The sequence below is a fragment of the Levilactobacillus cerevisiae genome, assembly GCF_003946245.1.
GTDB classification, from domain to species: Bacteria; Bacillota; Bacilli; order Lactobacillales; family Lactobacillaceae; genus Levilactobacillus; species Levilactobacillus cerevisiae.
Genome location: NZ_RHNN01000010.1, coordinates 63,095 through 84,978, shown reverse-complemented (window position 1 = coordinate 84,978; position 21,884 = coordinate 63,095). Strand labels below are relative to the sequence as shown.

The following is a 21,884-nucleotide window of genomic DNA, read 5'->3' as shown; positions in this document are numbered from 1 at the left end:
CTGTGTCAGGCACTTTTTCCCCACGCACACGACCTAGGCAACATCGCTGTCTGGGTCGTGTTCTAAATAATCAGATTTCTTGTTATCACTAGGATTAAAACAACTATTAGTGGCGTTAAACCTTTCCACAATAAGTTCCGCTCCTATTCATCTGTTGGAATCATGTCCTCATAATCATCGCCCCAAGCCCAATCGCCAGAATTGACGGGCTGCCGAAACGCTGAAACTGGGAAACCACCGCCACCCCAGAACTTTAGCCGAGTTTCATTCTGACCAGCAACCTTGACTTGAGACAACTGCATTTTGTTAACGTCTAATGAATTAAAAGCTGATGCATCAAAATGGTAACCAAGTTGTTTATGTTTACGGTAATTCTTGCTGTAGGTGACTCGAGTCCGCTCGCCCCACTGCCATACTAAACCGCTAAGATCTGGCTTGGTCGTTTTCAGAAAATTGTAATCTAACTGGTTGTTCGTTATCTTTAACTGAATAACGTAATACGTTTTTACATGATTTACCCGATTGGCATAAGCATAACCGTACCAAGTTCCTTGATAGGCCTTAGGTAGCTTAGCATTAGCTTGTGCTCTCGGCCCAATTAACAGTAATGCAAAAATCAGACTGCCTAATCCCAATAATAAATTTTTGCCACTTTTCATTGTTCTCATCCCCATCCTACTCAGTAATAAATATACAGCTCATCTTCATGTTCAAAACCCCAAGCATGACTGCGAGTTGGTTTTTTAAAGAGATATAAGTCTTCATCATCCGTATGTAGAACCAGTGCTTGGATCTTCTTGCCATTAAGCTTAGTAACCGTCAGTCGAACGCGTGCTAAAACCTCGTCAGAATAAACTGGCGTATAAATCCGGTAATTCTGTCGGTTCTGCTTGTCTGTCTTAGCTTTATAGGTTGCTAACGCACTTGCTCCCCACTTCCACTGAAGCTTCTTCAATTGCTTGTTCCCGGTGTAAAAATAGTCATACGCCACTTGATCACCAGTCAAAGTTACCTGGCCCACATAATAATGACGCTGCTGGTGAACCTTTTCAGAACTGATATAGCCGTACCAGTTCCCTTGATAGTCTTCAGGTAACGTATCCGCCTGCGCAGAAATACTAATCGCAACGCTCCCGGCTATCAGGGCCATACTCGCCAGTAACCATTGTCTTATTTCCACATTATTCCCCTGCTTTCTCCTCGAAATAGTTGTTTCAACTAACTAATTTAAAGATAGTCCAAGCGCGTTAATAATACAAGATGTTTTTGGTTCGTCAAAAATATCAACGGCACGCACTGATAAGAAGCCAATTCACTAACATACACAATTTGTAGGTTGCGTAACGATTTTGCTTGTGAAAACACGAAAAAGGCGTGCGTAGATTTTTTTCTACTCACGCCTAGTTTATTCTATATTCTTGCCCCTTACTTGGGCGTCACCATCCGCACGCTCTGCCGGGATACCAACTTAATTGGCGTAATCTTCTGTGGCAAGCTTTCGGTCGACCGCAGTTGTTGGACCCCCGCGATACCCATTTCGTAAAAGTTTTGTGACACACTCGTGAGTTGTGGCTGCACCAGGCTACAGAGTTCCGTACCATCAATGGCCACGATGGATAGATCCGCGGGCACCAACAAACCTAGGTCACGAGCCTGGTTCATCACGCCAATGGCGGCCATGTCACTGGCACCAACAATGGCGGTCAACTCTGTCTGGCCACCGTACGCCCGCATCGCCGTCTGGCCGGCAGCGTAACTGTAATTTCCCAGCTGAATCCACTCGGCCTGCGGCGTAATTCCAGCATCCCGCAACGCTTGCGTATAACCCAACACCCGTTGACGGCCGGTATGAAAGTCCCGGTCGACTCCGGCTAGCCCAATTTTGCGGTGGCCCTGATTGAGCAACGCCTGTGTGGCTTGGTACCCCACCTGCCAGTCATCTGACGTGATGTAGGGCAACTGCTCGCCATCAAAGGAAATCGAGAGAAAGCAGTACGGGATTTGGGCGTTCTGCAACAACGTTAAGTTCTCCGCCGCCAGGTCAACTGACAGAAGGAGAATGCCCATCACCGGCCGTTCGATCACGGTCATCAGCGCACGTCGCTGTTGCTCGGGATCGGCATCCCCGGCATACAAAATGATCACGTTCAAGTCATGCCGGTGCGCTTCTTCTTGGATACCTTCAATAATCTGATTGGCAAAATTAGTCTTGGTCGAATTGACCACGGCCGCAATCACGTGGCTGTGGTGCGTCACCAGTTCCGCTGCCGCCGTATTCTTCTGATACCCCAGGCTAGTGGCGGCATCCTGCACCTTCGTGGCCGTGGCCGCACTGAAGAATGCCGACTTGTTCGCCAGCACCCGAGAAACGGTGGCCGTTGAGACCCCCGCCAATTTCGCAATATCCTTAATCGTCGCAGCCATCACGGCCACCTCGCTTTCACATCATTTCGTCTTCAGGTCTTATTCTACCGTTAACCGTGCGAAATAACAAAGCCAAATGCCAGGAAATGGCCAGTTCTACACAAACGTTTGCTTTTCTTGTTTTAAGCCATTGTAAACGTTTGTGTAAAGTGCTAGAATTCAATTTGTAAGCGGTTACTTGATTCATTGAATTCGTGATAGCAATTATAGAATTTTCATTTTTTAAGGAGGAATCACAATGGCTCAAAACACAGCCTTAGAAAGTGAGCAAGCCCCGACGACCGCAACCACGACCGCCAGTGAAAACTCACTACCAAAATTACCCTTGAAGACCATCTTCGCCATGACCTTCGGCTTCTTCGGGGTCAACATGGCCTTCTCCCTGCAGTCCTCGCAAATGGGCCGGATCTTCCAAACGATTGGCGCTGATCCCACGAAGCTGGGGTTCTTCTTCCTATTGCCACCGTTGGCCGGAATGGTCGTTCAACCCTTGATTGGGAAATACTCCGATATCACCTGGAATCGCTTCGGTCGGCGGATGCCTTACCTGATGATTGGGGCGCCCATCGCCGCTCTGGTCATGATTCTGTTACCAAACGCTGGATCGTTTGGCTTCGGTTACGCGTCCATCGCCGCCTTGATGTTTGGGGCCGTCGCCATTCTATTCATGGACCTGTCATCTAACGTCTGCATGCAACCGTTCAAGATGATCATTGGTGACATGGTCAACGAAGACCAAAAAGATTTGGCCTGGTCTTGGCAACAGTCCTACTCGAACTTGGGTGGCGTGTTGGCCACTATCTTCCCGTTCCTGTTGACCTGGTTTGGGGTTTCCAACGTCGCTGCCAAAGGGACCGTCCCTTTATCCGTGCGGTTAGCCTTCTACATTGGTGCCGGAATTCTCTTGTTAACGTCCATCTACACAATTATTTCAGTGAAAGAATACGATCCCGAAACGTATAACCGTTTCCACCACGTTAAGGCGGAAACCAAGCAAAAGACCGCAAGTCTCTGGCACCTCGTCAAGACGGCACCACGCGCCTTCTGGGAAATTTCCTTCGTCCAGTTGTTCGACTGGTTTGCGATTCAATATCTCTGGACTTACGGGACCGGGGCCATCGCCGACAACGTTTGGCACACCGCCAACGCCGCTTCTGCTGGCTACCAGGCTGCCGGTAACTGGTTCGGGATTCTCTCCTGCATCCAGTCCTTGGCCGCCGTTGTTTGGGGCTTTGCCGTTCTTTCCCACACCAAGCCGAGCCAACGGAAATTCTGGTTCCGCATCAGCCTGGTGATGGGTGGCCTGGGTATGATCTGGATCTACTTCATCCACTCACAATGGCTGTTAGTCTTACCTTTCTGCTTGATCGGTATCTGCTACTTAACCATGCAAACGCAGGCCATGTCCCTCTTCACGGAATCCCTCAACGGGGAAAACGAAGGGGCCTACCTGGGACTCTTCAACTGTGGGATCTGCTTACCACAAATCATCGCGTCTCTGGCCAGCTTCGCAATTTTCCCAGCTATCGGTCAATCAATGCCCGGTATGTTAGTCATCGCCGGCATTTCCTTCTTATTAGGTGCCGTGGCTGTGAGTGTTATTCATCCCAAATTATCTGCAAATTCTGTAAACTAGCATTAGTTAATCTATTAGGAGGTTTTATTTTATGTCAAAGCAATGGTGGAAAAATGCCGTCGTCTATCAAGTCTACCCCCGGAGTTACCAGGACAGTAACAACGATGGGATTGGGGACCTCCCAGGTCTGACCCAACGACTCCCTTACATTAAGAAATTGGGGGCCGACGTCATCTGGCTCAACCCGATTTACAAGTCTCCCGATACCGACAACGGTTACGACATCAGTGACTACCGCAACATCCAAGACGTTTACGGCACCATGGCCGACTTCGATAAAATGCTGGCCAGTGCGCACCACCAAGACTTAAAGATCTTAATGGACTTAGTGGTCAACCACACTTCCGATCAACACGAGTGGTTTAAACAAAGCCGCCAATCCAAGGACAATCCTTATTCGGACTACTACATTTGGCGCGACCCCGTCGATGGTCATGCGCCTAACAACTGGGGTTCTTACTTCAGTGGGTCGACTTGGACCTTTGAACCTAAGCGGGGTCAGTATTACCTGCACCTCTTTGCCCCTGGTCAACCCGACTTGAACTGGGAAAATCCTAAGGTCCGCCAAGAAATTTGGGGCCTCATGAAGTTCTGGCTGGACAAAGGTGTCGACGGCTTCCGGATGGATGTTATCAACTTAATTTCCAAGCCAGCCGACTTCCCTGACGCCCCACAAGCACCTGGTGCCCAGTACGGCAACGTTGAACCCCTGGTCTCCGATGGCCCGAAGCTCAACGACTACCTGCGAGAAATGAACGACGAAGTCTTGTCCCACTACGACGTGATGACCGTGGGTGAAATGCCTGGCTCAACACCTGAAGACGCGCTCAACTACACCGGTTTCGATGCCAATGAACTGAACATGGTCTTCCAGTTCCAGCACGTTGGCTTATCCGCTAACCCCGACAAACGTTTAGGCAAGTGGAACGACGCCCCGGTCAAACTGACCGAATTAAAGGGTGCCCTGTCCCGCTGGCAAAAAGCTTTAGACGGCAAGGGTTGGAACAGTCTTTACTGGAACAACCACGACCAACCACGGGCCGTTTCTCGCTTTGGGAACGATACCCCGGCTTACCGGGAGTTATCCGCTAAGATGTTGGGAACCACGTTGCACATGCTGCAGGGAACCCCTTACGTTTACGAAGGGGAAGAGTTGGGTGAAACCAACGTTCACTACACCACGCTTGACCAGTACGAGGACCTTGAAAGTCTGAATGCTTACCGGCAACTCGTTGACGACGAAAAGATTATTGACCAACCAACGATGTTGAAATACCTCTCGCACATGTCCCGGGATAATGCCCGGACACCAATGCAATGGGATACGTCCAAGAACGCGGGCTTCTCCGCTGCGAAGCCGTGGTTCGCGTTGAACCCGAACTACACCGACATCAACGCAGCCGCCGAAGTCGACGATGACAACTCCGTGTTCAACTACTACCGGCGCCTGATTGCACTGCGGCATGACAGCGACCTGATTGTCCACGGGTCCTATGAAGAACTCGACGCCGACGATGACCAAGTCTTTGCCTACAAGCGGCACTACCAAGGCCAAACGTTACTGGTCATCAGTAACTTCACCGACCAAACAGTGACCCGTGACTACGACCAGGCTAACGCCAGCGAAGAACTCATCGGCAACTATTCTGACGATCAGGGAACCACGCTCCGGCCTTACGAAACCAAAGTTTACCGCTTCAAATAACCCCTTCGATTGACATCAAGAATAACCGAAAGCACCCCGAATGACTGACGACTGTGAGCGTTGATCATCGGGGTGCTTTTATCTGGCTTACGATTCCAGGGGAAACAGGGGGAGCTCCGCCAGATACTGAATATCTGAGCGGTCAACCGCCGCCCCTTCTGCCAAAATGGCCATTTGCCCCACAATGGTGGCGCCTGCTCGCTCTAGTAGCTCTTGTGCGGCGGTTAATGAGCCACCGCTACTGATGACGTCGTCGACAATGACGACCTTCTTAGCGACGAGTCGATCCGCGTCAGTCCCATCTAGCACCAATTCTTGCGGCGCACTGGTAGTGATCGCCGTCACGGGAACCCTTAGCGGAGCACGCATGTAGTCCTTGGCTGCCTTGCGTAAAACCACAAACTGCGGGTGATCCGTTAGGCGACTTAGTTCTTGTGCTAACGGAATGCCCTTACTTTCCAACGTGACAAAGTAGTCAAACTTTTTCGGTACTAATTTTGCCAGTTCCTCTGCCGCATAATCCGTTAACTCGGCATCCCCCAATAACACGAACGATGCAATGGCTAAGTCTTCGCTAATCGGGACGATCGGTAACTGCCGGGTCACCGGTCCAATTTTCAATTCAAACGTCTTTAACATGAGTTAGACCCCCAATCCCAAGAGTGGTAACGCAAATTTCAATAGGCCACCCGTCAACAGGCCTGCAAACGGATCGGCCACGGCGGTCACCACTAAGGTGATTGCCGCCACGGTCGCATCCTTCCCCTGCAGAGCGGTTGCGGCGTCGGCCGGAAAGATAACGACGGTACCCAAAATGAACAAGAAACCCGCAATCGACGCACTGGGGACGTATTTCCCCAGCTTGGGCAACCAGCCCACGGCCAGAATGACCGCCATGATCAGCATCATCATGATGCCGGCCACGACGGGTTCTGGGGCACTGGCCGTGGCCGAGATAATCGCCTCGACTGGCGCCCCACCTAAGAGACTCGTCCCCATATCTGCCAACGATTGCGTGATGGTCAACAGATTTAAATTAACCGGATTCGGCTTGATTCCTGTCATCTCACCAGTAATCAACCCGTACGAAATGTTGGCGCCGATGTTTAAGCAAGCCAGACTCAGCGCACCACGAATCACGCGCGGATTAATCGTCGGCTTGGTAAAGACGAAGCGGCGGGCCGTCACGTGGGCTGGCAGTTCAGCCCGATAATGGGTGATGAACACGGCCGCCAAGCTAGACCCGACCACCGACAAGACAATGGTCCAGACTAAGTCCTTCGTCAGCAGGTACGTGAGCACGGCCAGTCCGACCGATAGCCAGCCGGTGAGCCGTTCTTTTTTCGCCAACCCAAACGCAATTTTGGCCAACATCAGACCGACACCGGCCATCATCCCCGCCATGATGCTGTTTCCCAGCACCGCAACGATTTTGGTCAGCGTCCCCGTCACCCCGATCAGTAGCATCACCACAGAACCCCCGAGGATGATCGACGTCCGTTCCCGCAAGTCACGCCCGAGATTTCCCGTCAACGCCAGGGATTCAGCCTGAAACGACAACGGTGCCACGGTGCCAAATGCCCCGTTCACGGCTGAGGCGAAAATAAATGAAAACATTGTCGGAAAAACGGCGAACCCCAGGGACATCGCCATGATGCCTTGGGGAATACCATTCAATACCACACCAATTGCCGCTAACACGTCCGCCAGCCAATGCATTGTCGCTAGTTCCTCTCGTATGTCATTTGATTATTCGTTTTCTCTATTAGCATACGAGATGTTCTGGTGAAAGTCTATCTTTTTCTGATATTTTCACGAACATTTATTATAATTTTACTAATTACTTTCGTGTATGATTTAGGCACTAAAAAAGTGTGACCCACTATTCATCAGGCCACACAACTAATTCGTCATTCTGATCGTTTAAGGTGTTTTTCCAATCCCGCCACCCGCAATAACCGCCAGGAGGCCGGCAATCGCAGTGCCGTTAAGTTGCCCTGCGCCAGCGCCACGGCTTCTTGCGCCAATTGACCCGCATGGGTGTCACACCCGGCCGGTACGTAGGCGTCACTCTGTTCATTTTGCGTTAATAACTGCTGCAATAATTGGCGCAGAACCGTCACACCCTGTGGCAACAGGAGTTGGTGCGCCGTGACGCCGGCCTGTTGTAGCCAACACTGTGCCTGACTGGAAATCCCGGCGAGCACCTGTTTCGTGGCGGCCACGCCCTTCATTTGCGTGACCAAGAGGCCCACCAGTGCACCCGTCGTCGCCAGCACCGTCGCGTGGCTCACCTGGGCCAAGTCCAACAGGAGGTAGGTGCTCGGCGTGATTGCCCCGTCTTCTCCCGTTGGATTAGCCGCGGCGACCTGGGCCCCCAACCGGCCATAAACCGAATCGCCCAAACGTTCGAGCAACGTTTCCAGACTCACCTGGGGGACGATGGCCATCTGGTCGACGGCCTCATCCAGCAACAACAAGTCCCGCGGTTCCGGGGCCAACAAGGCTGCCGCACTAACGCTGGGGTCAGCCGACCACGCCAATAACGGGACGAAATCCTGTCCCGCCACTTGTACGTTAAACTGTTTCACGTGAACACACCTCCTCTTGATTCTCATTGAGTGTACCCCCTTCGACCTACTTGAAGGCAACCCTTTCGTCTAAAAAGTTTCAGGACATTAATCCTTGCATGAATCGCGACGGACGGGTATGATGAGAGACATCACTTACAGTTAGTCGAACGCTAACCCTTTAAGGAGGGACCCCCATGTCTTATACCATTCATGAAGTCGCCCAGAAGATGGGCATTTCAACCTACAGCATCCGCTACTACCACGATCACGGTATGTTACCCTTCGTCCAAAGGGATGAGAATAACAACCGCGTGTTTAACGACGTGGACCTGGAATGGTTGAACATCATTGTTTGCCTGCGTGCCACGGGGATGCCCGTCGAGCGCATTCAACACTACCTGGACCTGGTTCAAGAGGGCGACTCCACTGTTCCCGAGCGTTACGAAATGATGCAAGCCCAACAGGAGCGGACACTGAGTGAAATCTCCGACTTGCAAAATCACCTGTCGACCATCAACTTCAAGGTCGACCACTACGCAGAAATCATGAAAAACCACGAACCCGATAGTTTTGTGCCGTCGAACCTGCGCGACACGACCGCTGACCAAACGGCTTAAACTTGACCGGCTCCCACTAGCATTAACCACAGTCTCGCAGCCTTGCTTACGGGATCACTAAATGAGACGACTGAAGGCCAGCACCAGCGACCTGCAGCCGTCTTTTTTTGCGAGGCCGTTTTCTTGTACCCCCTTTACTAATATGCTAATATTAACAGCCTGTGAAGTAGTTATCATAATTTTTATAAATAGGGGGGCTGACCCGTGGAAACCGCAATCCTGCCGCACTGGCGGCGCAATATTTATTTATTTTTAACCAGCCAATTTCTCTCAGGGATCACCAGCATGGTCGTACAATACGCCATCATCTGGTATCTGACCAAGCAGACCGGCTCGGCCACCGTCCTTAGTCTGGCGACGCTGTTGGGCATGTTACCCATGGTCCTTCTGAGCCCGTTCGTTGGTCCCTTTGTCGACCGCCTCAACAAGAAGGCGCTGTTGATTGTGCCCGACGTGGTTGCCGCGCTCTTTGCCATTATTCTCTCCGTTGTGGGAACGCTTCAGGCGACCTTTCCCTTATGGCTGATCTTCATCTCGCTCCTGGTTCGGTCCATCGCACAAACCTTTCAGATGCCCACCATCCAGTCCATCCTACCGACGATGGTGCCCGCCGACGAGCTGACCCGCATCAATGGTCAGCTAGGGATGGTCCAGTCGGCCAACATGATCATCTCGCCAGCACTGGGCGCGTTCCTATTTGCAATCGTTCCCATGAATTTCTTAATCCTAGTCGACGTTCTCGGCGCCATCATTGGGATTAGCCTCCTGACCTTCGTCATGATTCCGGAACATCCCGTCATCGACGAGCGCGTGCACATCCTAGCCGATGCCAAATTTGGACTGGCCAAGCTCCGCAACACCCGCGGCCTCTGGGCAATCACCATGATTGGCGCGACCTTCACGCTGATGTTCATGCCCGCTGCCAGCCTATATCCCCTGATGACCATGGGCTACTTCCACGGCACGGTGGGTCAGGCCGGCCTGATCGAAGTCATCTACTCCGTGGGGATGCTGGGCGGCGGCGCGATTATCAGTATCTTTGGCAATTGGCGCGACCGAATGAAACCCATCTTCTGGGCAACGATTGCCATGGGCGTGACCTTTGGCGGCAGCGGCTTTCTCCCTGGCAACCAAACCGGCTTCATCTGGTTTGTCATCCTCAACATCTTCGCCGGGGCCGTGACGCCGTTCTACAGCACCCTTTTGATGGCCATGATTCAGCAGAGTTTTCCTGCCGAGCAACTGGGCCGGGTCTTGGGCGTGCTAAATTCACTGACCAGTGTGGCCGGTCCCGTCGGCTTAATCTTCGCGGGACCCCTAGCCGATGCCATTGGGGTGGAAAAACTCTTCATCATTGGCGGCGTTGGCTCCCTGCTTTGTGGATTGGCCATGTACCTCCTGCCCAGTGCCCGTGAATACGACCAGCAGTTGCAGGCGCGCTTAACCGCGGAGACACTGACAGTTGAGGACTAAATCCACGCCTACCTAAGCGCTTAATAGTGTCAGTTTTAACTAAAAATTTCTCTAAAACAGAGACAAAACGGGTATGCTCTTCCACTAACTTCGGAAGAACATACCCGTTTTTACTTGGCGGAAACTAGTTGCACGATACAAGCTATTTCTATTCGCGAAACTAATAACCGGTCCGCTTACATTTTCTTCTCAAAACCTTCCATCGGTGCCGCTTCGTTTTGGTAATCAGCCGCAACGGCGGGATCCGTGGTGAAGTGCATGACGGAGTAGAAGGCTCCCTTTAGGTAGTATTGCATGGCAACTGGGATCTTCAACTCGGTCATTTCAGATGGCGAGAGTTGGTAACGGATGCTGGCTTCATCCCCGTCTACCACCTTTTCCATCCACTGAGGTTCGCGAATCATTTCCCGGCCCATTGCGACCAGGTCGGCACCCATGGCCAACACGGCCTCCGCGTCAGCCGGCGTCTCAACGGAGCCCACGCCAATCAATGGCTTGCGCCCAGCTAATTGGGCAACAAATTTCTTCATAATTGGCTCGTGGTCACTCTTGTCGTTCAAGGACGTCCGCTGAGCTGAACCCATGGACATGTGCAGGTAATCCACGACGGAATCGCCCAGCATGTCGACGAAAGCCAGACTGTCAGCCAGCCGGATTCCTGGCGTTTCAATTTCTTCAGGCGAGATGCGGTAGCCAAACAGGAACGGCCGGTCCGCGTAGGTGTCAATCGCCCCGTGAACGCTGGCAATCACGGCTTTGGCAAAGGCCATCCGCGCGTCCCGGTCGCCGCCCCACTTGTCCGTCCGCCGGTTAGAGTTCGGGGAGAAGAACTGTTGAAGCAGGTAGGTGTTGGCCCCATGAAGCTCCACACCGTCAAAGCCGGCTGCGATGGCCCGCCGGGTGGCTTCACCAAACGCCACAATCAGGTCGTCAATTTCAGCCGCGGTCATTTCCCGTGGTGTCTGTGAGTCCGCTGGAAAGGCTGCTTTGACGGCGCTAGCACTAACCGGTTGGGCGCCGCGTAGGATGCTGTCATTGGACTTTCGCCCGGCGTGGAAAATCTGCAGCACGGCCTTGGTGCCGTTACGCTTCATGGCGCTAGCCAAGCGGCTGAGGCCCTCGATGTCGGTGTCGTCAGCGATTGACAGTTCACCTTCAAAGCCCTTACCACCAGGAATCACGTTGGCGACTTCGCCGATGATCATGCCGACGCCACCAGCCCGCGCACTGTAAAAGTCAATCTCATCGTTGGTCACGTGGCCGTCGTAAAAACTGGACATGGTGGTCGTTGGTGACATGACCATCCGGTTCTTTAGCGTGATACCATTGCGAAATGCGTAGTCCTGTTGAAAATTATAAGTCATGTGTTTTTCCACCTTTCTGATTTGCGGTACAAGTTTGAATAGCATTTAAAATGGGGCGCAGCGTTTCACCGGTCGGCGTTAGTTGCCACTGCCGTTGGCGCCAATGAAACGTCACGAATTGGTGGCGTTGGAGTTGCCAGAGGCCCCGGCACACGCACCACCAATGTTGTCCACAGGTCTGACGCCACAACCCAATAACCCCTTGTGGGCCCCGGGACAACACCAGTAAGACTTGCCACTGCGCGGGGTGCGTAACCACGGTTTGGGTCGTGTGTAATCCCCGAATTGTCGGCTCCAATTTGCCACCTCCTCAACGAAACCTAGCATAACTGCTCTCAGACCAGAAAAAAAGAAGGCACTTAAAAGTACCTCCCAATTAATTTTCTAATAATCGGCTGAAACCGCCGTGGCCATCGACAATCTCCATGTCCGGTACCTGACTGGCGCGATGCTCACCCCAGAGGGACATCTGCACCAGAATTTCACCCAGCGAACGGCCCAGATCCGTCAGTTCATAGGTCACCTTAAAGGGCGCGCGGTCCCCGGAAATATGGCGGGTAATGATGCCATCCCCCTCCAGTTCTCGTAGTTGTTGCGTTAACACCTTTTGCGAAATCGTCGGTAATTTTTGGCGGAGATCACACGTTCTTTGCGGCCGATTGCCTAAGTGGCACAACAGTTGCGGCTTCCATTTACCACTGATAATTCCTAGCGTTGCCTCGACCCCATTGGTATATGACTTTTTCACGTGATGACCTCCCAGACTTTTCGTCCATTGTACGCCTAACCGCTACTTTTGGGGAGTAGGCACCTTTTGGTAACCATCAATTCTGAAAAATTCAAAGAAGCTCCTTAAGGGGCGCCACTAGTTTGACCGCTGCGTTCCGGTTAAACTACGGTTATCTCGTTGAAGGAAGTCCCGCCAGCAACCGATAAAATTGTGAGTGCGCTTTCTTCTTTGTTTAAGGAAAGTGTGCTACATTAATCGTGAACGGATTGCAACCATTCATACCATTTAGGAGGATTCCCCATGCAGCATGTCAAAAAAATTGGCCTACTCCTGGCAGCGTTTGTGCTAGCCGGAACGTTGGTCGCTTGTGGTAAATCAAGTTCTACCAGCTCCAAGAGCTCATCTTCATCCAGCAGCAGTGCCACGTCCAGTTCCGTCACCAAGACCGACACCAACGACGCGGCCGCCACACCGGCCTTGAAGACCGTGTTGAAACAGGTTGAATCCAAGTACATTCAGCTGACCTACACGGATCCCAAGACTGGCGTGAAATTGGCCTATAACCTCTACGTACCCGACAATTATAACAAGAACAAATCTTACCCATTAATCACCTTCATCCATGACGACAGCATCGTGGGTAAGAGCACCAAATCCGCGTTAACTCAAGGCTACGGCGGAGTTATCTGGGCCACCAAGGCCGAACAGAAGAAGCACACCAGCTTTGTCCTGGTTCCCGCTTTTAAGAAGTCAACCGTGTCCGGCGGCATGGGCCAATCCGGGTCCAGCGTCGTCAAGTCGCAGGTCAACACTTACCTCGACCTCTTGGCTTCACTGCAGAAAAAGTACAGCATTGATAACAAACGCCTGTACGCGACCGGCCAATCCATGGGCTGCATGACCATGCTCTACCTGAACGCCACGCACCCGAACCTGTTTGCGGCTAGCCTCTATGTTTCCGGGCAATGGGACGTCAGCCAGCTGAAGGCCCTGCGCAAGCAAAAATTCTTCTACATTGTCGCTGGTGGTGATTCGGAAGCGACGTCCGGTCAGACCAGCCTAATCAACAGCTTCAAGAAAAACAATATTAGTTATACCGACGCCACGTGGAACGCCACCTGGAGTGCCAGCAAGCTCAATACGGCGGCCAACAAGGCCATTTCACAAAACAAGGACCACAACTTTGTGACTTGGAAGACCGGTTCCGTGCTGACCGGCTCGAGTCAAACGATGGAGCACATGGCCTCGTTTGACCACGGCTACACGGTTCCCGCCGTGCGCGACTGGTTGTATAATCAAAGTAAGTAAGTTAGCGTTATTCTATTAAATTAACCAGAACGACGACCGTTATCCCAGCAGATAATGGCCGCCGTTCTTTTGGATTGCGTTTGCCAGAACTGCCGTCACTCTTCGAGGGCTTTAATTTCAAAACGCAAACGGACGCAATCACGCCGCCAGATAACGATTGACCCCACCCGCCAGAAGCGTACAATGTAAGCAATTTAATAATTGGGAGGTCCTTACATGCAAAAACCACCTGCACTACATACCGGCGATGCCGTTGCCATTGTCAGCCTTTCCAGCGGGGTTCTCGGAGAACCCTTTGCCGCACACGAACTGCAACGGGGACTGGCCCGGATCAACGACCTGGGCCTAACGCCCGTCATGATGCCCAACGCCTTGAAGGGCCAAGACTTCCTCGCCGCCCACCCAGAAGCGCGCGCAGCCGATTTGAAAACGGCGTTCACCGATCCCGCCATTAAAGGGATTTTCTGTGCCATCGGCGGCATCGACACCTTTCGTCTGGCGCCCTACCTCCTTAACGATCCCGAGTTTGTGACGGCCATTAAAACTCATCCCAAGCTGTTTACCGGCTTTTCCGACACGACCGTTGACCACTTGATGCTATACCGGTTGGGGCTCACCACCTACTATGGCCCCAACGTCATCAACGACCTAGCCGAGTTGGCCACAGACCTACTCCCCTATACCAAACGTACCCTCGAACACTACCTAGAAAATACCGCAACCACGCCAATTGCCAGTAGCCCCATTTGGTACGAGGAACGCGATGACTTCTCAAAGGATGCCCTCGACACGCCGCGAATCAGTCATCCCGAAACCCGCGGCTATCAAGTCCTCCGCGGTCACGGCCAGGTTACCGGTCGTCTGCTGGGCGGTTGCATTGACAGTCTAAATAGCCTGTTGACGGACACGCGCTACCCCGACGAGCCCGTCATTGCCAGAAAATACGGTCTGCTTCCCAGTCCAGCAGAGTGGCGGGGGAAGATTCTTTTCCTTGAAACTAGTGAGGAAAAGCCAACCCCGGCAGCCTACCGAACCATGCTCCAAAACTTGAAGCAGGCGGGCATCCTCGGCAACGTCAAGGCCATTATCACCGGGAAGCCACAAAACGAAGTCTACTACGACGACTACTGCCGCGCCCTGCTGGACGTGACCCGGGACCTCGCCGTACCACTCATGACCAATTTAAACTTCGGCCACGCCTACCCGCGGACCGCGCTGCCGTATGGCTTAACTGCCAAACTCGACTGCGACGCCAAAACGTTGACCATCACGGAACCCTTCTTTGCCGGGGAGGTCACGCGATGAGTTCTTGGCGAGACAATCGGATTCAAGCGGCAATCGATGGCACCAACCCGATGGTCATGGCAACCTTGCCTGGTGGCTTCGCAGTTTATGGCGACACCCAATTTCTCCCCGGCTACGCAATCCTGCTACCCAAGCGAAACGTCGCCGCACTAAACGACTTAACCCTAGCCGAAAGTACCGCCTTTCTTCAAAGCATGCGAGTGTTGGGCGATGCCGTCCTGCAGGCAACTAGCTGTGAACGCATCAACTATGATATTCTGGGCAATACCGATCAGTTTCTGCACGCCCACGTCTTTCCCCGTTACGCCACCGAACCCGCGGAGCGTCGTGTCAAACCGGTCTGGCTTTATTCACCAGACCATTGGTTCGCCGACCAGTATGAGTATGATGCCGAGCGCGACGGGGCGTTGCGGGAACGAATCACTGAATTATTAATTAGTAACTAATAAAGACTTTCGAATGTATACTTGGCTACTTAAACATTGTTTAATAAGTTTTAAAGCCACTACTGAATTGAATAATAACTAGATATTGATAACAAAAGGAGGCACAACTAATAATTGTGTCTCCTTTTTATACTACAAGTTTAATTAACTACCGTTCGCTTCGCCTACTCCTCAGCCGGCACCGCCATCACGTTGGTGTCCACGACCCCGAATTCCCGGCGCATGGCAGCTTCAATTTCCTCGCCCAGGCGATAACTGTCTTGCACTTCCATATGGGCGTCAACCGCAATCACCATGTCGACCGTGACCACGTTGCCGTTGTAGTGGGCCTTGAGGTCCTCCACCCGTTTGACACCGGTGAAACTGGCGGCCATTTGCCGAAATTGTTCTTCCACCTGCGGATCAAAGTAATCGGCCAGGTTCAGGCTGCTTACCCGAAAAATCTTGATGCCCGCCGTCAGAATGAAAATCCCGACCAAGATACTGGCCACGCCATCTAGCCAACTGAGTTTAAAGGCCAGGGCGCCACCAATCGCTACCATGGTCCCCAGACTGGTGACGGCATCACTCAGACTATCCTGCGCGGCGGCCGTCAACGCGGCGTTTTTCAATTTCCGACCGGCCCGCTTGTTGAGCCACCAGACGCCCAGCATGACCACGGCCGCGATGCCCGCTCCCAACAACGTGATGGGTTGCGGAACTTCCTGTTCAGCCGGATTCAACAGGCTTTTGATACCACCGTAGATGACGCTCGCCGCAATCGCAATCATCACGATTCCCGTAATCATGGTGAACACCGTTTCGTAATGAAAACGCGTCAGCTGGAGGCGCTGGCCACTGTGGCTGTAGTCTTCCGGCAACGGTTGGCCCATCAGATCATCGTCGTGGATATCGCGGGCGATGTAGATACCGATTAATAACAAAACCGACGAAATAATCCCGGACAAATTGTTCAGCGCGTCGGCCCGCAACGTTTGCGAGTGCCCAATAATGGCTAAATAAAATTCAATCACCGAAATAAACAGGTAGGCCCCCACGTTGAGATACAAATGATGCTGGGCGCCATGGAGCTTGGCCAGCTCGGCTTGTTGGCGTGCCTGCCACTCAGCTTGTTCCTGTTTGCGATGCGCATTCAATTCTTTCATACACCAATCCTTCTTATCCACTTATTAACTCCATTATAGCCATTTTTCAGCCACTTGATTAACCCATTCCTACTCCCAGAACCCGTAAATTGCGTTAGGGGGTTCACGGTCCGCTGAAACCTCGTGAAGCACGTGCTCTAGTCGAAAAATCACTTGCAAATGAGACCTATTTGTTTACTCTTTCATTAACCCGTTTCCATTTTTGTAAGCGATAAATAAATTTTCTTTGGGCAGAGTGAATACCGTTAAACCGGCGATACACTCAGGTTTTCTCAGACAACTAACGAACCTTTTACCGAAACCGGTTGCAAACTGTAAATATTTTGGTTATAATTGCTTTGTGAAATTGGTACCAATGATTTTCAAAACTTCCGAAAGAAGGCATTTGTATAATGGCTGAACGTAGTTATGACTTTCTTATGCCCAGTGTCAATTTCTTTGGCCCTGGCGTAATTAGCAAGATTGGTGACCGTGCAAAGATGTTAGGGATGAAGAAGCCCGTCATCGTAACGGATAAGTTCCTCGAAGGAATGGAAAACGGTGCGGTTGAACAGACCTTGGATTCTTTAAAGGCTGCTGGTGTTGACTACGTTGTATACAACAACGTTGAACCGAACCCTAAGATTCGCAACATCAAAGAAGTTAAGAAACTTTACGAAGAATCAGGCGCTGACTCCATCATCACTGTTGGTGGGGGTTCTGCTCATGATACTGGTAAAGGTGCCGGCATTATCTTGACTAACGGTGATGACATCACCAAGTTAGCTGGGATCGAAACGCTCGACAAGGCTTTGCCACCACTGATCGCCGTTAACACGACTGCTGGGACGGGTTCAGAATTGACTCGTCACGCCGTTATCACGAACGAAGAAACCCATTTGAAGTTCGTCGTTGTTTCATGGCGGAACATTCCGTTGGTTTCATACAACGACCCTACTTTGATGCTCGATGTTCCTAAGGGCTTAACCGCCGCTACTGGGATGGACGCCTTCGTTCAATCCATCGAACCTTACGTTTCCGTTGACCACAACCCAATCACCGACTCACAATGTATCGAAGCCATCAAGTTAATTGAAACTTCCTTACGTGAAGCCGTTGCTAACGGCCACAACCTTGAAGCTCGGACCAAGATGGTCGAAGCTGAAATGTTAGCCGGGATGGCCTTCAACAACGCTAACTTAGGTTACGTTCATGCCATGGCTCACCAATTGGGTGGTCAATACGACGCGCCTCATGGTGTTTGCTGTGCCTTACTCCTGCCTTACGTTGAAGAATACAACATCATTGCTTGCCCAGAACGTTTCGCTGAATTAGCTGAAATCATGGGCGAAAACACTGATGGTTTGTCAACGCGTGACGCTGCTGAATTGTCCATCAAGGCCATGAAGCAAATGTCAGAAGACGTTGGTATTCCTAAGTCCATCAAGGAAATCGGTGCAAAGCCAGAAGACTTTGAACTGATGGCTGAAAACGCCTTGAAGGATGGGAACGCCTTCTCTAACCCACGTGTTGGGACTAAAGAAGATATTATCAAGATTTTCCAAGCAGCTTACGATGCAAAGTAGAGTGCGGAGAGAGCCGTTAAGCTCCCGAGCATTAACGGCGTAACGGGAATCTCCCCGTTTCTGGGAGATTTTCGTTACGGTGTTAAGCGGAAGGAGCTGGCTCTCGGAGCACGTTTCGGAAGCCGCAAGCCTCCGGAACAGAAACGTGTAGAACCAACCAAACGGGCTCAACTAATCTGAAGCTTCGAGGAACCTAACCAGTCCCAAAAATCTCAAAGAAGTCGTCCCCCCCGCTGGCTCTACGCGTTCTCGACCAGTACCCCCAAACCCAAGCCCTGCCGGCCAGTCCCGACAGCCACCTTGCCTTTGAGCCACGCCCGCAAACCCAACAGCCCCCCGCTGTCTCGTCTGTGACGTGCGTACGGTACTGATCTGCTTGCCGGTTAGCGCTAACCACCTAACCGGCTGGAAAATACGATGGCCACCTGGTTACCCCCTCGTGGTCATCCCTAAAAATTGATTGATTGTGCATTACAGCCACGCAAAAACCACCTCTACAGGTGGTTTTTTGCTTACGCGGCTTAACTACTCGTAAAGGAAGTTATTTTGATGACTAAATTTCTCACCTTTGACTGTTACGGCACACTCCTCCGCGAAGAGGGCACCTACGCCGAAATCATGCGGATCGCGCACGAGATCGGCGTCGACGCCACCCTGGCCCGCCAACGTTTCATCGCCTACCAGGACGACCGCAACAACATGCATCCCTACCTGGACTACGACCTCCTGACGCGCAACAACCTCATTCATTTGGACTACCAGTTTGACCTGCAGCATCAATTTGAACGCTACTATCCGGAAGTGTTACTAGCTCACCGCGCTCTCAAGCCATTTCCCGAAGTGATTCCGACCTTGAAAACGTTGCGGGACCGCGGTTACCACCTGATCATGATGTCCAATTCCAGTTGGGACATCATCCCCGCCAACGCCGCCGCACTTGAGGTACCGTTTGACGTTTGGACCGCCGAGGACGTGCACGCTTACAAGCCCGACCACACCTTCTTCAACGCCGTGACCACCCACTACGGCCTCACCCCCGAGAACCACTGGCACATCGCTCAGGGGTACGCCAGCGACATCGTTCCCGCCAACGAACTGACCTGGCCATCCATCTGGGTCAACCGGGAAAATGCCCAACCAACCGCGACGGCCCGCCCGGTTCACATGGTCCAAACGCTGGACGAAGTGCTCCAGTGGCTAAAATAACGTTTGAAATATCCTGAATTTTCGGGGTATACTGAAGGTATCACGTCAGGAAAATAACGATCAAAAACAACAATACTTGTACATCCTGGAACGACCTCCGTTACCCAGGAAAAGTATGATTTCGTCGTAAATCGTACTTTTTCCTGACTAATGGAGGTTTTATTTTATGGCTTCAAACGCAATACCATCCGCAACTAAATTCGCCATCTTCGGGACGGCCGGGCTCGCCTTCTGTGGGGTCCTGGTGGAAACGTCCATGAACGTGACGTTTCCCACGCTCATGCACCAATTCTCAGCTTCGCTCAACGCCGTGCAATGGGTCACGACGGCCTATCTGCTGGCGGTCGCCGCAACCATGGCCGTGACGGCGTTCATCCAGGGGCGCTTCCACCCCCGAACCATCATTGGCATTGGTGGGACAGCCTTTCTGGTCGGCGGCGTGCTCTGCGCACTGGCGCCTTCCCTGCTGGTGCTCCTCTGTGGCCGAATCATTCAGGCCGTCGGGACCGGCTTTGCCATGCCCCTAGTCTTTTCTTTGATCATGCATCAGGTGCCATTTGCCCAACAAGGACGCTTCACCGGGACCGCCGGCATGCTGATTGCATTGGCACCGTCACTGGGTCCGACCTATGGTGGCTTAATGACGCAATTGTTTAGCTGGCGCTTAATTTTCTGGTTAACCCTCCCCATCGGTCTGATTTCCTGGTGGGTCGCGGCCAAACACCTGACGGCTACGGGCGACACGCACCGGCAACGCTTCCCAATCGGCCAGTTTCTGGTGATTGTCGCTGCCCTGGGTCTGGCCACGTTAGCTGTCAACAATGCCGGTAGCGCTGGCTTTGCGGCCCCCGGCTTCTACGGTCTCTTCCTGGCAGCCTGCGTGGCGCTCGGCCTGTTCATCTGGCTGGCCAACCGCAGTGCCGCTCCGTTGCTCCAGCTCAGCATTTTCAAGCAAGCCGCCTTCAGTAAGGCGCTCCTGCTGTATTTTTTGATTCAGTTTGTCCAAATTGGCTTAACCTTCCTGTTGCCCAACTTTGCGCAATTAGTGCTGGGGAAAAACGCCATGGTCTCGGGCCTGATGCTCTTGGCCGGGAGCTTGACGTCAGCGGTGCTCTCACCCGTGGCCGGTAAAACCATGGACCGCCGTGGCGTGCGTTTGCCCTTACGGTTGGGGGCCGGCTGCTTACTGTTGACGATGGGTTTATTTGTCTTCGTGGCCAATCATTTATCGGTTCCTTTGATTATCGGCTTATTCATTCTGTTTCAAATGGGTTTCAGCTTCATGTTCAACAACCTCTTAACCTTTGGCCTGCAACAGCTACCCCGCCCACAATTGGGTGACGGCAACGCGGCCTTCAACACGCTCCAACAGTACGCCGGCTCGCTGGGAACCGCCATTATGGCCGCCCTATTAGCAATTGGCGGCCAACTCCGACCCGCCAGTAGCGCCGTTGCCCAAACGCAATTGGGCACGCAACTGGCGCTGGGCCTGGGGCTGGTGGTCATGGTGATTGTTGTGGCCGTCACGTTCACGATTCGGGATAAGCAGCGTGTGGCAGAGGGCGCTTAGCTGATTTCACACTATAAAGTCAAGCACGCAAAAGCAGGGTCGCGACAACCGTCGTGGCCCTGTTTTCAGTCTCTAAATTTTCGTGACTACCTAACTCACCCGTTCGATTGGACCCGGTACCGCAACACCGTTTTCGCCTTCTCCGGTGCGGTTCGACGGGTATCGGTCAGGTAGATTTCGCGGTGCCAGTAGTCGCCCATGGTGGGGATGACCTGAAAATTTTTCTCAGCCAGGACCGCCTGCAGTTTGGCAAAAGTGGCCGGTTCCGTGTCAAATGGACCTTGATGTATTGTCTGTAGGACTTGCCCCTCCGCGTAGGTTTCCCAGGTCAGCTGGTCGAAATAGGGATTGGTCTTTTTCGCCTGTACTGTGGCTAAGGCCTGCGCAAAGTCCGTCGCCGTCAATTGGTCTGGTTGGCGCAACATGATTTTGTATTTCAGCGCCGCCTTGTTTAGGTTTTCACCTCGCGAGCCGTCCGTCGTGGTCCAGACCCCTTCGAGCGGATAGACCGTGTACTCGTAAGGCACACCCAGCTCGCCCCGCTTCAGCGCCATTCGGAGTTGGTAGGCCACCGGATACAGGGCCGCAATGTGGTCGCTAAAGTCCGGCTGATTGGGATCGCCCAGCCCCTCGACGGTGATAAAATTGAGCGCTGGTAACGTCAAAATCGTGGGTTGCTTGGGCAGGTACCAGTCCTTTTCTGCCTTGCGCCATTCATGTTTCATGGAAAGCCCTCCTCGTTGTTGGTTAGGTCCATTATACTAAAAAATCGTCAGCCAGCTGCACTAACGATTCGTTAAAATGATGATCCTAGAAA

General features: G+C 52.4%; 21 protein-coding genes. 10 read left to right on the top strand and 11 right to left on the bottom strand.

The genetic code is table 11. The features are described from left to right. Positions 1 to 143: 143 nt before the first annotated feature. The 3 genes from EKM99_RS06480 to EKM99_RS06470 form a co-directional block, all read right to left on the bottom strand. Positions 144 to 668: a hypothetical protein gene (locus EKM99_RS06480; protein ID WP_125582046.1), complete on the bottom strand. Its 525-nt coding sequence runs from the start codon at positions 666 to 668 to the stop codon at positions 144 to 146. Between the two features lie 11 nt (positions 669 to 679). Continuing rightward, the gene (locus EKM99_RS06475; RefSeq protein ID WP_125582044.1) at positions 680 to 1,180 is read right to left on the bottom strand and encodes a hypothetical protein; all 501 of its coding nucleotides are present in this window, start codon (positions 1,178 to 1,180) and stop codon (positions 680 to 682) included. Between the two features lie 245 nt (positions 1,181 to 1,425). Next, positions 1,426 to 2,424, bottom strand: coding sequence for a LacI family DNA-binding transcriptional regulator (locus EKM99_RS06470; RefSeq protein ID WP_125582042.1), 999 nt, complete (start codon positions 2,422 to 2,424; stop codon positions 1,426 to 1,428). A 238-nt stretch (positions 2,425 to 2,662) separates the two neighbouring features. Here EKM99_RS06470 and EKM99_RS06465 point away from each other — a divergent pair, with 238 nt between their 5' ends. Beyond that, a complete protein-coding gene (locus EKM99_RS06465) occupies positions 2,663 to 4,060 on the top strand; it encodes an SLC45 family MFS transporter (protein WP_191983303.1) in 1,398 nt (465 codons plus the stop codon). Between the two features lie 31 nt (positions 4,061 to 4,091). Further along, positions 4,092 to 5,765, top strand: a complete 1,674-nt coding sequence (locus tag EKM99_RS06460) for a glycoside hydrolase family 13 protein (RefSeq protein ID WP_125582040.1) — start codon at positions 4,092 to 4,094, stop codon at positions 5,763 to 5,765. Positions 5,766 to 5,852: 87 nt separating this feature from the next. Here EKM99_RS06460 and EKM99_RS06455 read toward each other — a convergent pair whose 3' ends face one another. From EKM99_RS06455 to EKM99_RS06445, 3 genes are all read right to left on the bottom strand, one after another. Beyond that, positions 5,853 to 6,404: a phosphoribosyltransferase family protein gene (locus EKM99_RS06455; protein ID WP_125582038.1), complete on the bottom strand. Its 552-nt coding sequence runs from the start codon at positions 6,402 to 6,404 to the stop codon at positions 5,853 to 5,855. 3 nt (positions 6,405 to 6,407) lie between these two features. Then, positions 6,408 to 7,484, bottom strand: a complete 1,077-nt coding sequence (locus EKM99_RS06450; protein WP_125582036.1) for an NCS2 family permease — start codon at positions 7,482 to 7,484, stop codon at positions 6,408 to 6,410. A gap of 191 nt (positions 7,485 to 7,675) precedes the next feature. Further along, on the bottom strand, positions 7,676 to 8,356 hold the full coding sequence (locus EKM99_RS06445) for a hypothetical protein (protein WP_125582034.1): 681 nt from the start codon (positions 8,354 to 8,356) through the stop codon (positions 7,676 to 7,678). A 176-nt stretch (positions 8,357 to 8,532) separates the two neighbouring features. Between EKM99_RS06445 and EKM99_RS06440 the strand changes: the two genes are divergently transcribed. Together EKM99_RS06440 and EKM99_RS06435 are read left to right on the top strand one after the other, a co-directional pair. Then, entirely contained in the window at positions 8,533 to 8,955 is a 423-nt protein-coding gene (locus EKM99_RS06440; RefSeq protein WP_125582032.1) for a MerR family transcriptional regulator, read from the top strand. A 204-nt stretch (positions 8,956 to 9,159) separates the two neighbouring features. Continuing rightward, entirely contained in the window at positions 9,160 to 10,428 is a 1,269-nt protein-coding gene (locus tag EKM99_RS06435; protein ID WP_125582030.1) for an MFS transporter, read from the top strand. Between the two features lie 176 nt (positions 10,429 to 10,604). On the opposite strand, the gene EKM99_RS06430 is transcribed toward EKM99_RS06435, so the two are convergent. From EKM99_RS06430 to EKM99_RS06420, 3 genes are all read right to left on the bottom strand, one after another. Continuing rightward, positions 10,605 to 11,792 (bottom strand): NADH-dependent flavin oxidoreductase, encoded by a 1,188-nt coding sequence (locus EKM99_RS06430; RefSeq protein ID WP_125582028.1) that lies wholly within the window; start codon positions 11,790 to 11,792, stop codon positions 10,605 to 10,607. Continuing rightward, positions 11,782 to 12,090 (bottom strand): hypothetical protein, encoded by a 309-nt coding sequence (locus EKM99_RS06425; RefSeq protein WP_125582026.1) that lies wholly within the window; start codon positions 12,088 to 12,090, stop codon positions 11,782 to 11,784. The genes EKM99_RS06430 and EKM99_RS06425 overlap by 11 nt, the downstream gene beginning before the upstream one ends. Before the next feature lie 78 nt (positions 12,091 to 12,168). After that, the gene (locus EKM99_RS06420; protein WP_125582024.1) at positions 12,169 to 12,540 is read right to left on the bottom strand and encodes a winged helix-turn-helix transcriptional regulator; all 372 of its coding nucleotides are present in this window, start codon (positions 12,538 to 12,540) and stop codon (positions 12,169 to 12,171) included. A gap of 282 nt (positions 12,541 to 12,822) precedes the next feature. Between EKM99_RS06420 and EKM99_RS06415 the strand changes: the two genes are divergently transcribed. The 3 genes from EKM99_RS06415 (at position 12,823) to EKM99_RS06405 (ending at position 15,581) form a co-directional block, all read left to right on the top strand. After that, on the top strand, positions 12,823 to 13,830 hold the full coding sequence (locus EKM99_RS06415) for a carboxylesterase family protein (RefSeq protein WP_125582022.1): 1,008 nt from the start codon (positions 12,823 to 12,825) through the stop codon (positions 13,828 to 13,830). A gap of 216 nt (positions 13,831 to 14,046) precedes the next feature. After that, positions 14,047 to 15,135 (top strand): S66 family peptidase, encoded by a 1,089-nt coding sequence (locus tag EKM99_RS06410; RefSeq protein ID WP_125582020.1) that lies wholly within the window; start codon positions 14,047 to 14,049, stop codon positions 15,133 to 15,135. Next, entirely contained in the window at positions 15,132 to 15,581 is a 450-nt protein-coding gene (locus EKM99_RS06405) for an HIT family protein (protein WP_125582019.1), read from the top strand. The genes EKM99_RS06410 and EKM99_RS06405 overlap by 4 nt, the downstream gene beginning before the upstream one ends. Before the next feature lie 164 nt (positions 15,582 to 15,745). Here the strand turns inward: EKM99_RS06405 and EKM99_RS06400 are convergent, their stop codons facing one another. After that, entirely contained in the window at positions 15,746 to 16,726 is a 981-nt protein-coding gene (locus EKM99_RS06400) for a cation diffusion facilitator family transporter (RefSeq protein WP_125582017.1), read from the bottom strand. Between the two features lie 392 nt (positions 16,727 to 17,118). Between EKM99_RS06400 and EKM99_RS06395 the strand changes: the two genes are divergently transcribed. The 3 genes from EKM99_RS06395 (at position 17,119) to EKM99_RS06385 (ending at position 21,067) form a co-directional block, all read left to right on the top strand. Then, entirely contained in the window at positions 17,119 to 18,291 is a 1,173-nt protein-coding gene (locus EKM99_RS06395; protein WP_125582015.1) for an iron-containing alcohol dehydrogenase, read from the top strand. A gap of 549 nt (positions 18,292 to 18,840) precedes the next feature. Then, positions 18,841 to 19,497 carry an HAD family hydrolase gene (locus tag EKM99_RS06390; RefSeq protein WP_125582013.1) on the top strand — a complete coding sequence of 219 codons (657 nt, stop codon included), beginning with the start codon at positions 18,841 to 18,843 and terminating at the stop codon, positions 19,495 to 19,497. Between the two features lie 166 nt (positions 19,498 to 19,663). Then, a complete protein-coding gene (locus tag EKM99_RS06385; protein ID WP_125582011.1) occupies positions 19,664 to 21,067 on the top strand; it encodes a DHA2 family efflux MFS transporter permease subunit in 1,404 nt (467 codons plus the stop codon). Between the two features lie 95 nt (positions 21,068 to 21,162). Here EKM99_RS06385 and EKM99_RS06380 read toward each other — a convergent pair whose 3' ends face one another. Next, a complete protein-coding gene (locus tag EKM99_RS06380) occupies positions 21,163 to 21,792 on the bottom strand; it encodes a GyrI-like domain-containing protein (RefSeq protein WP_125582009.1) in 630 nt (209 codons plus the stop codon). Between the last annotated feature and the right edge of the window lie 92 nt (positions 21,793 to 21,884).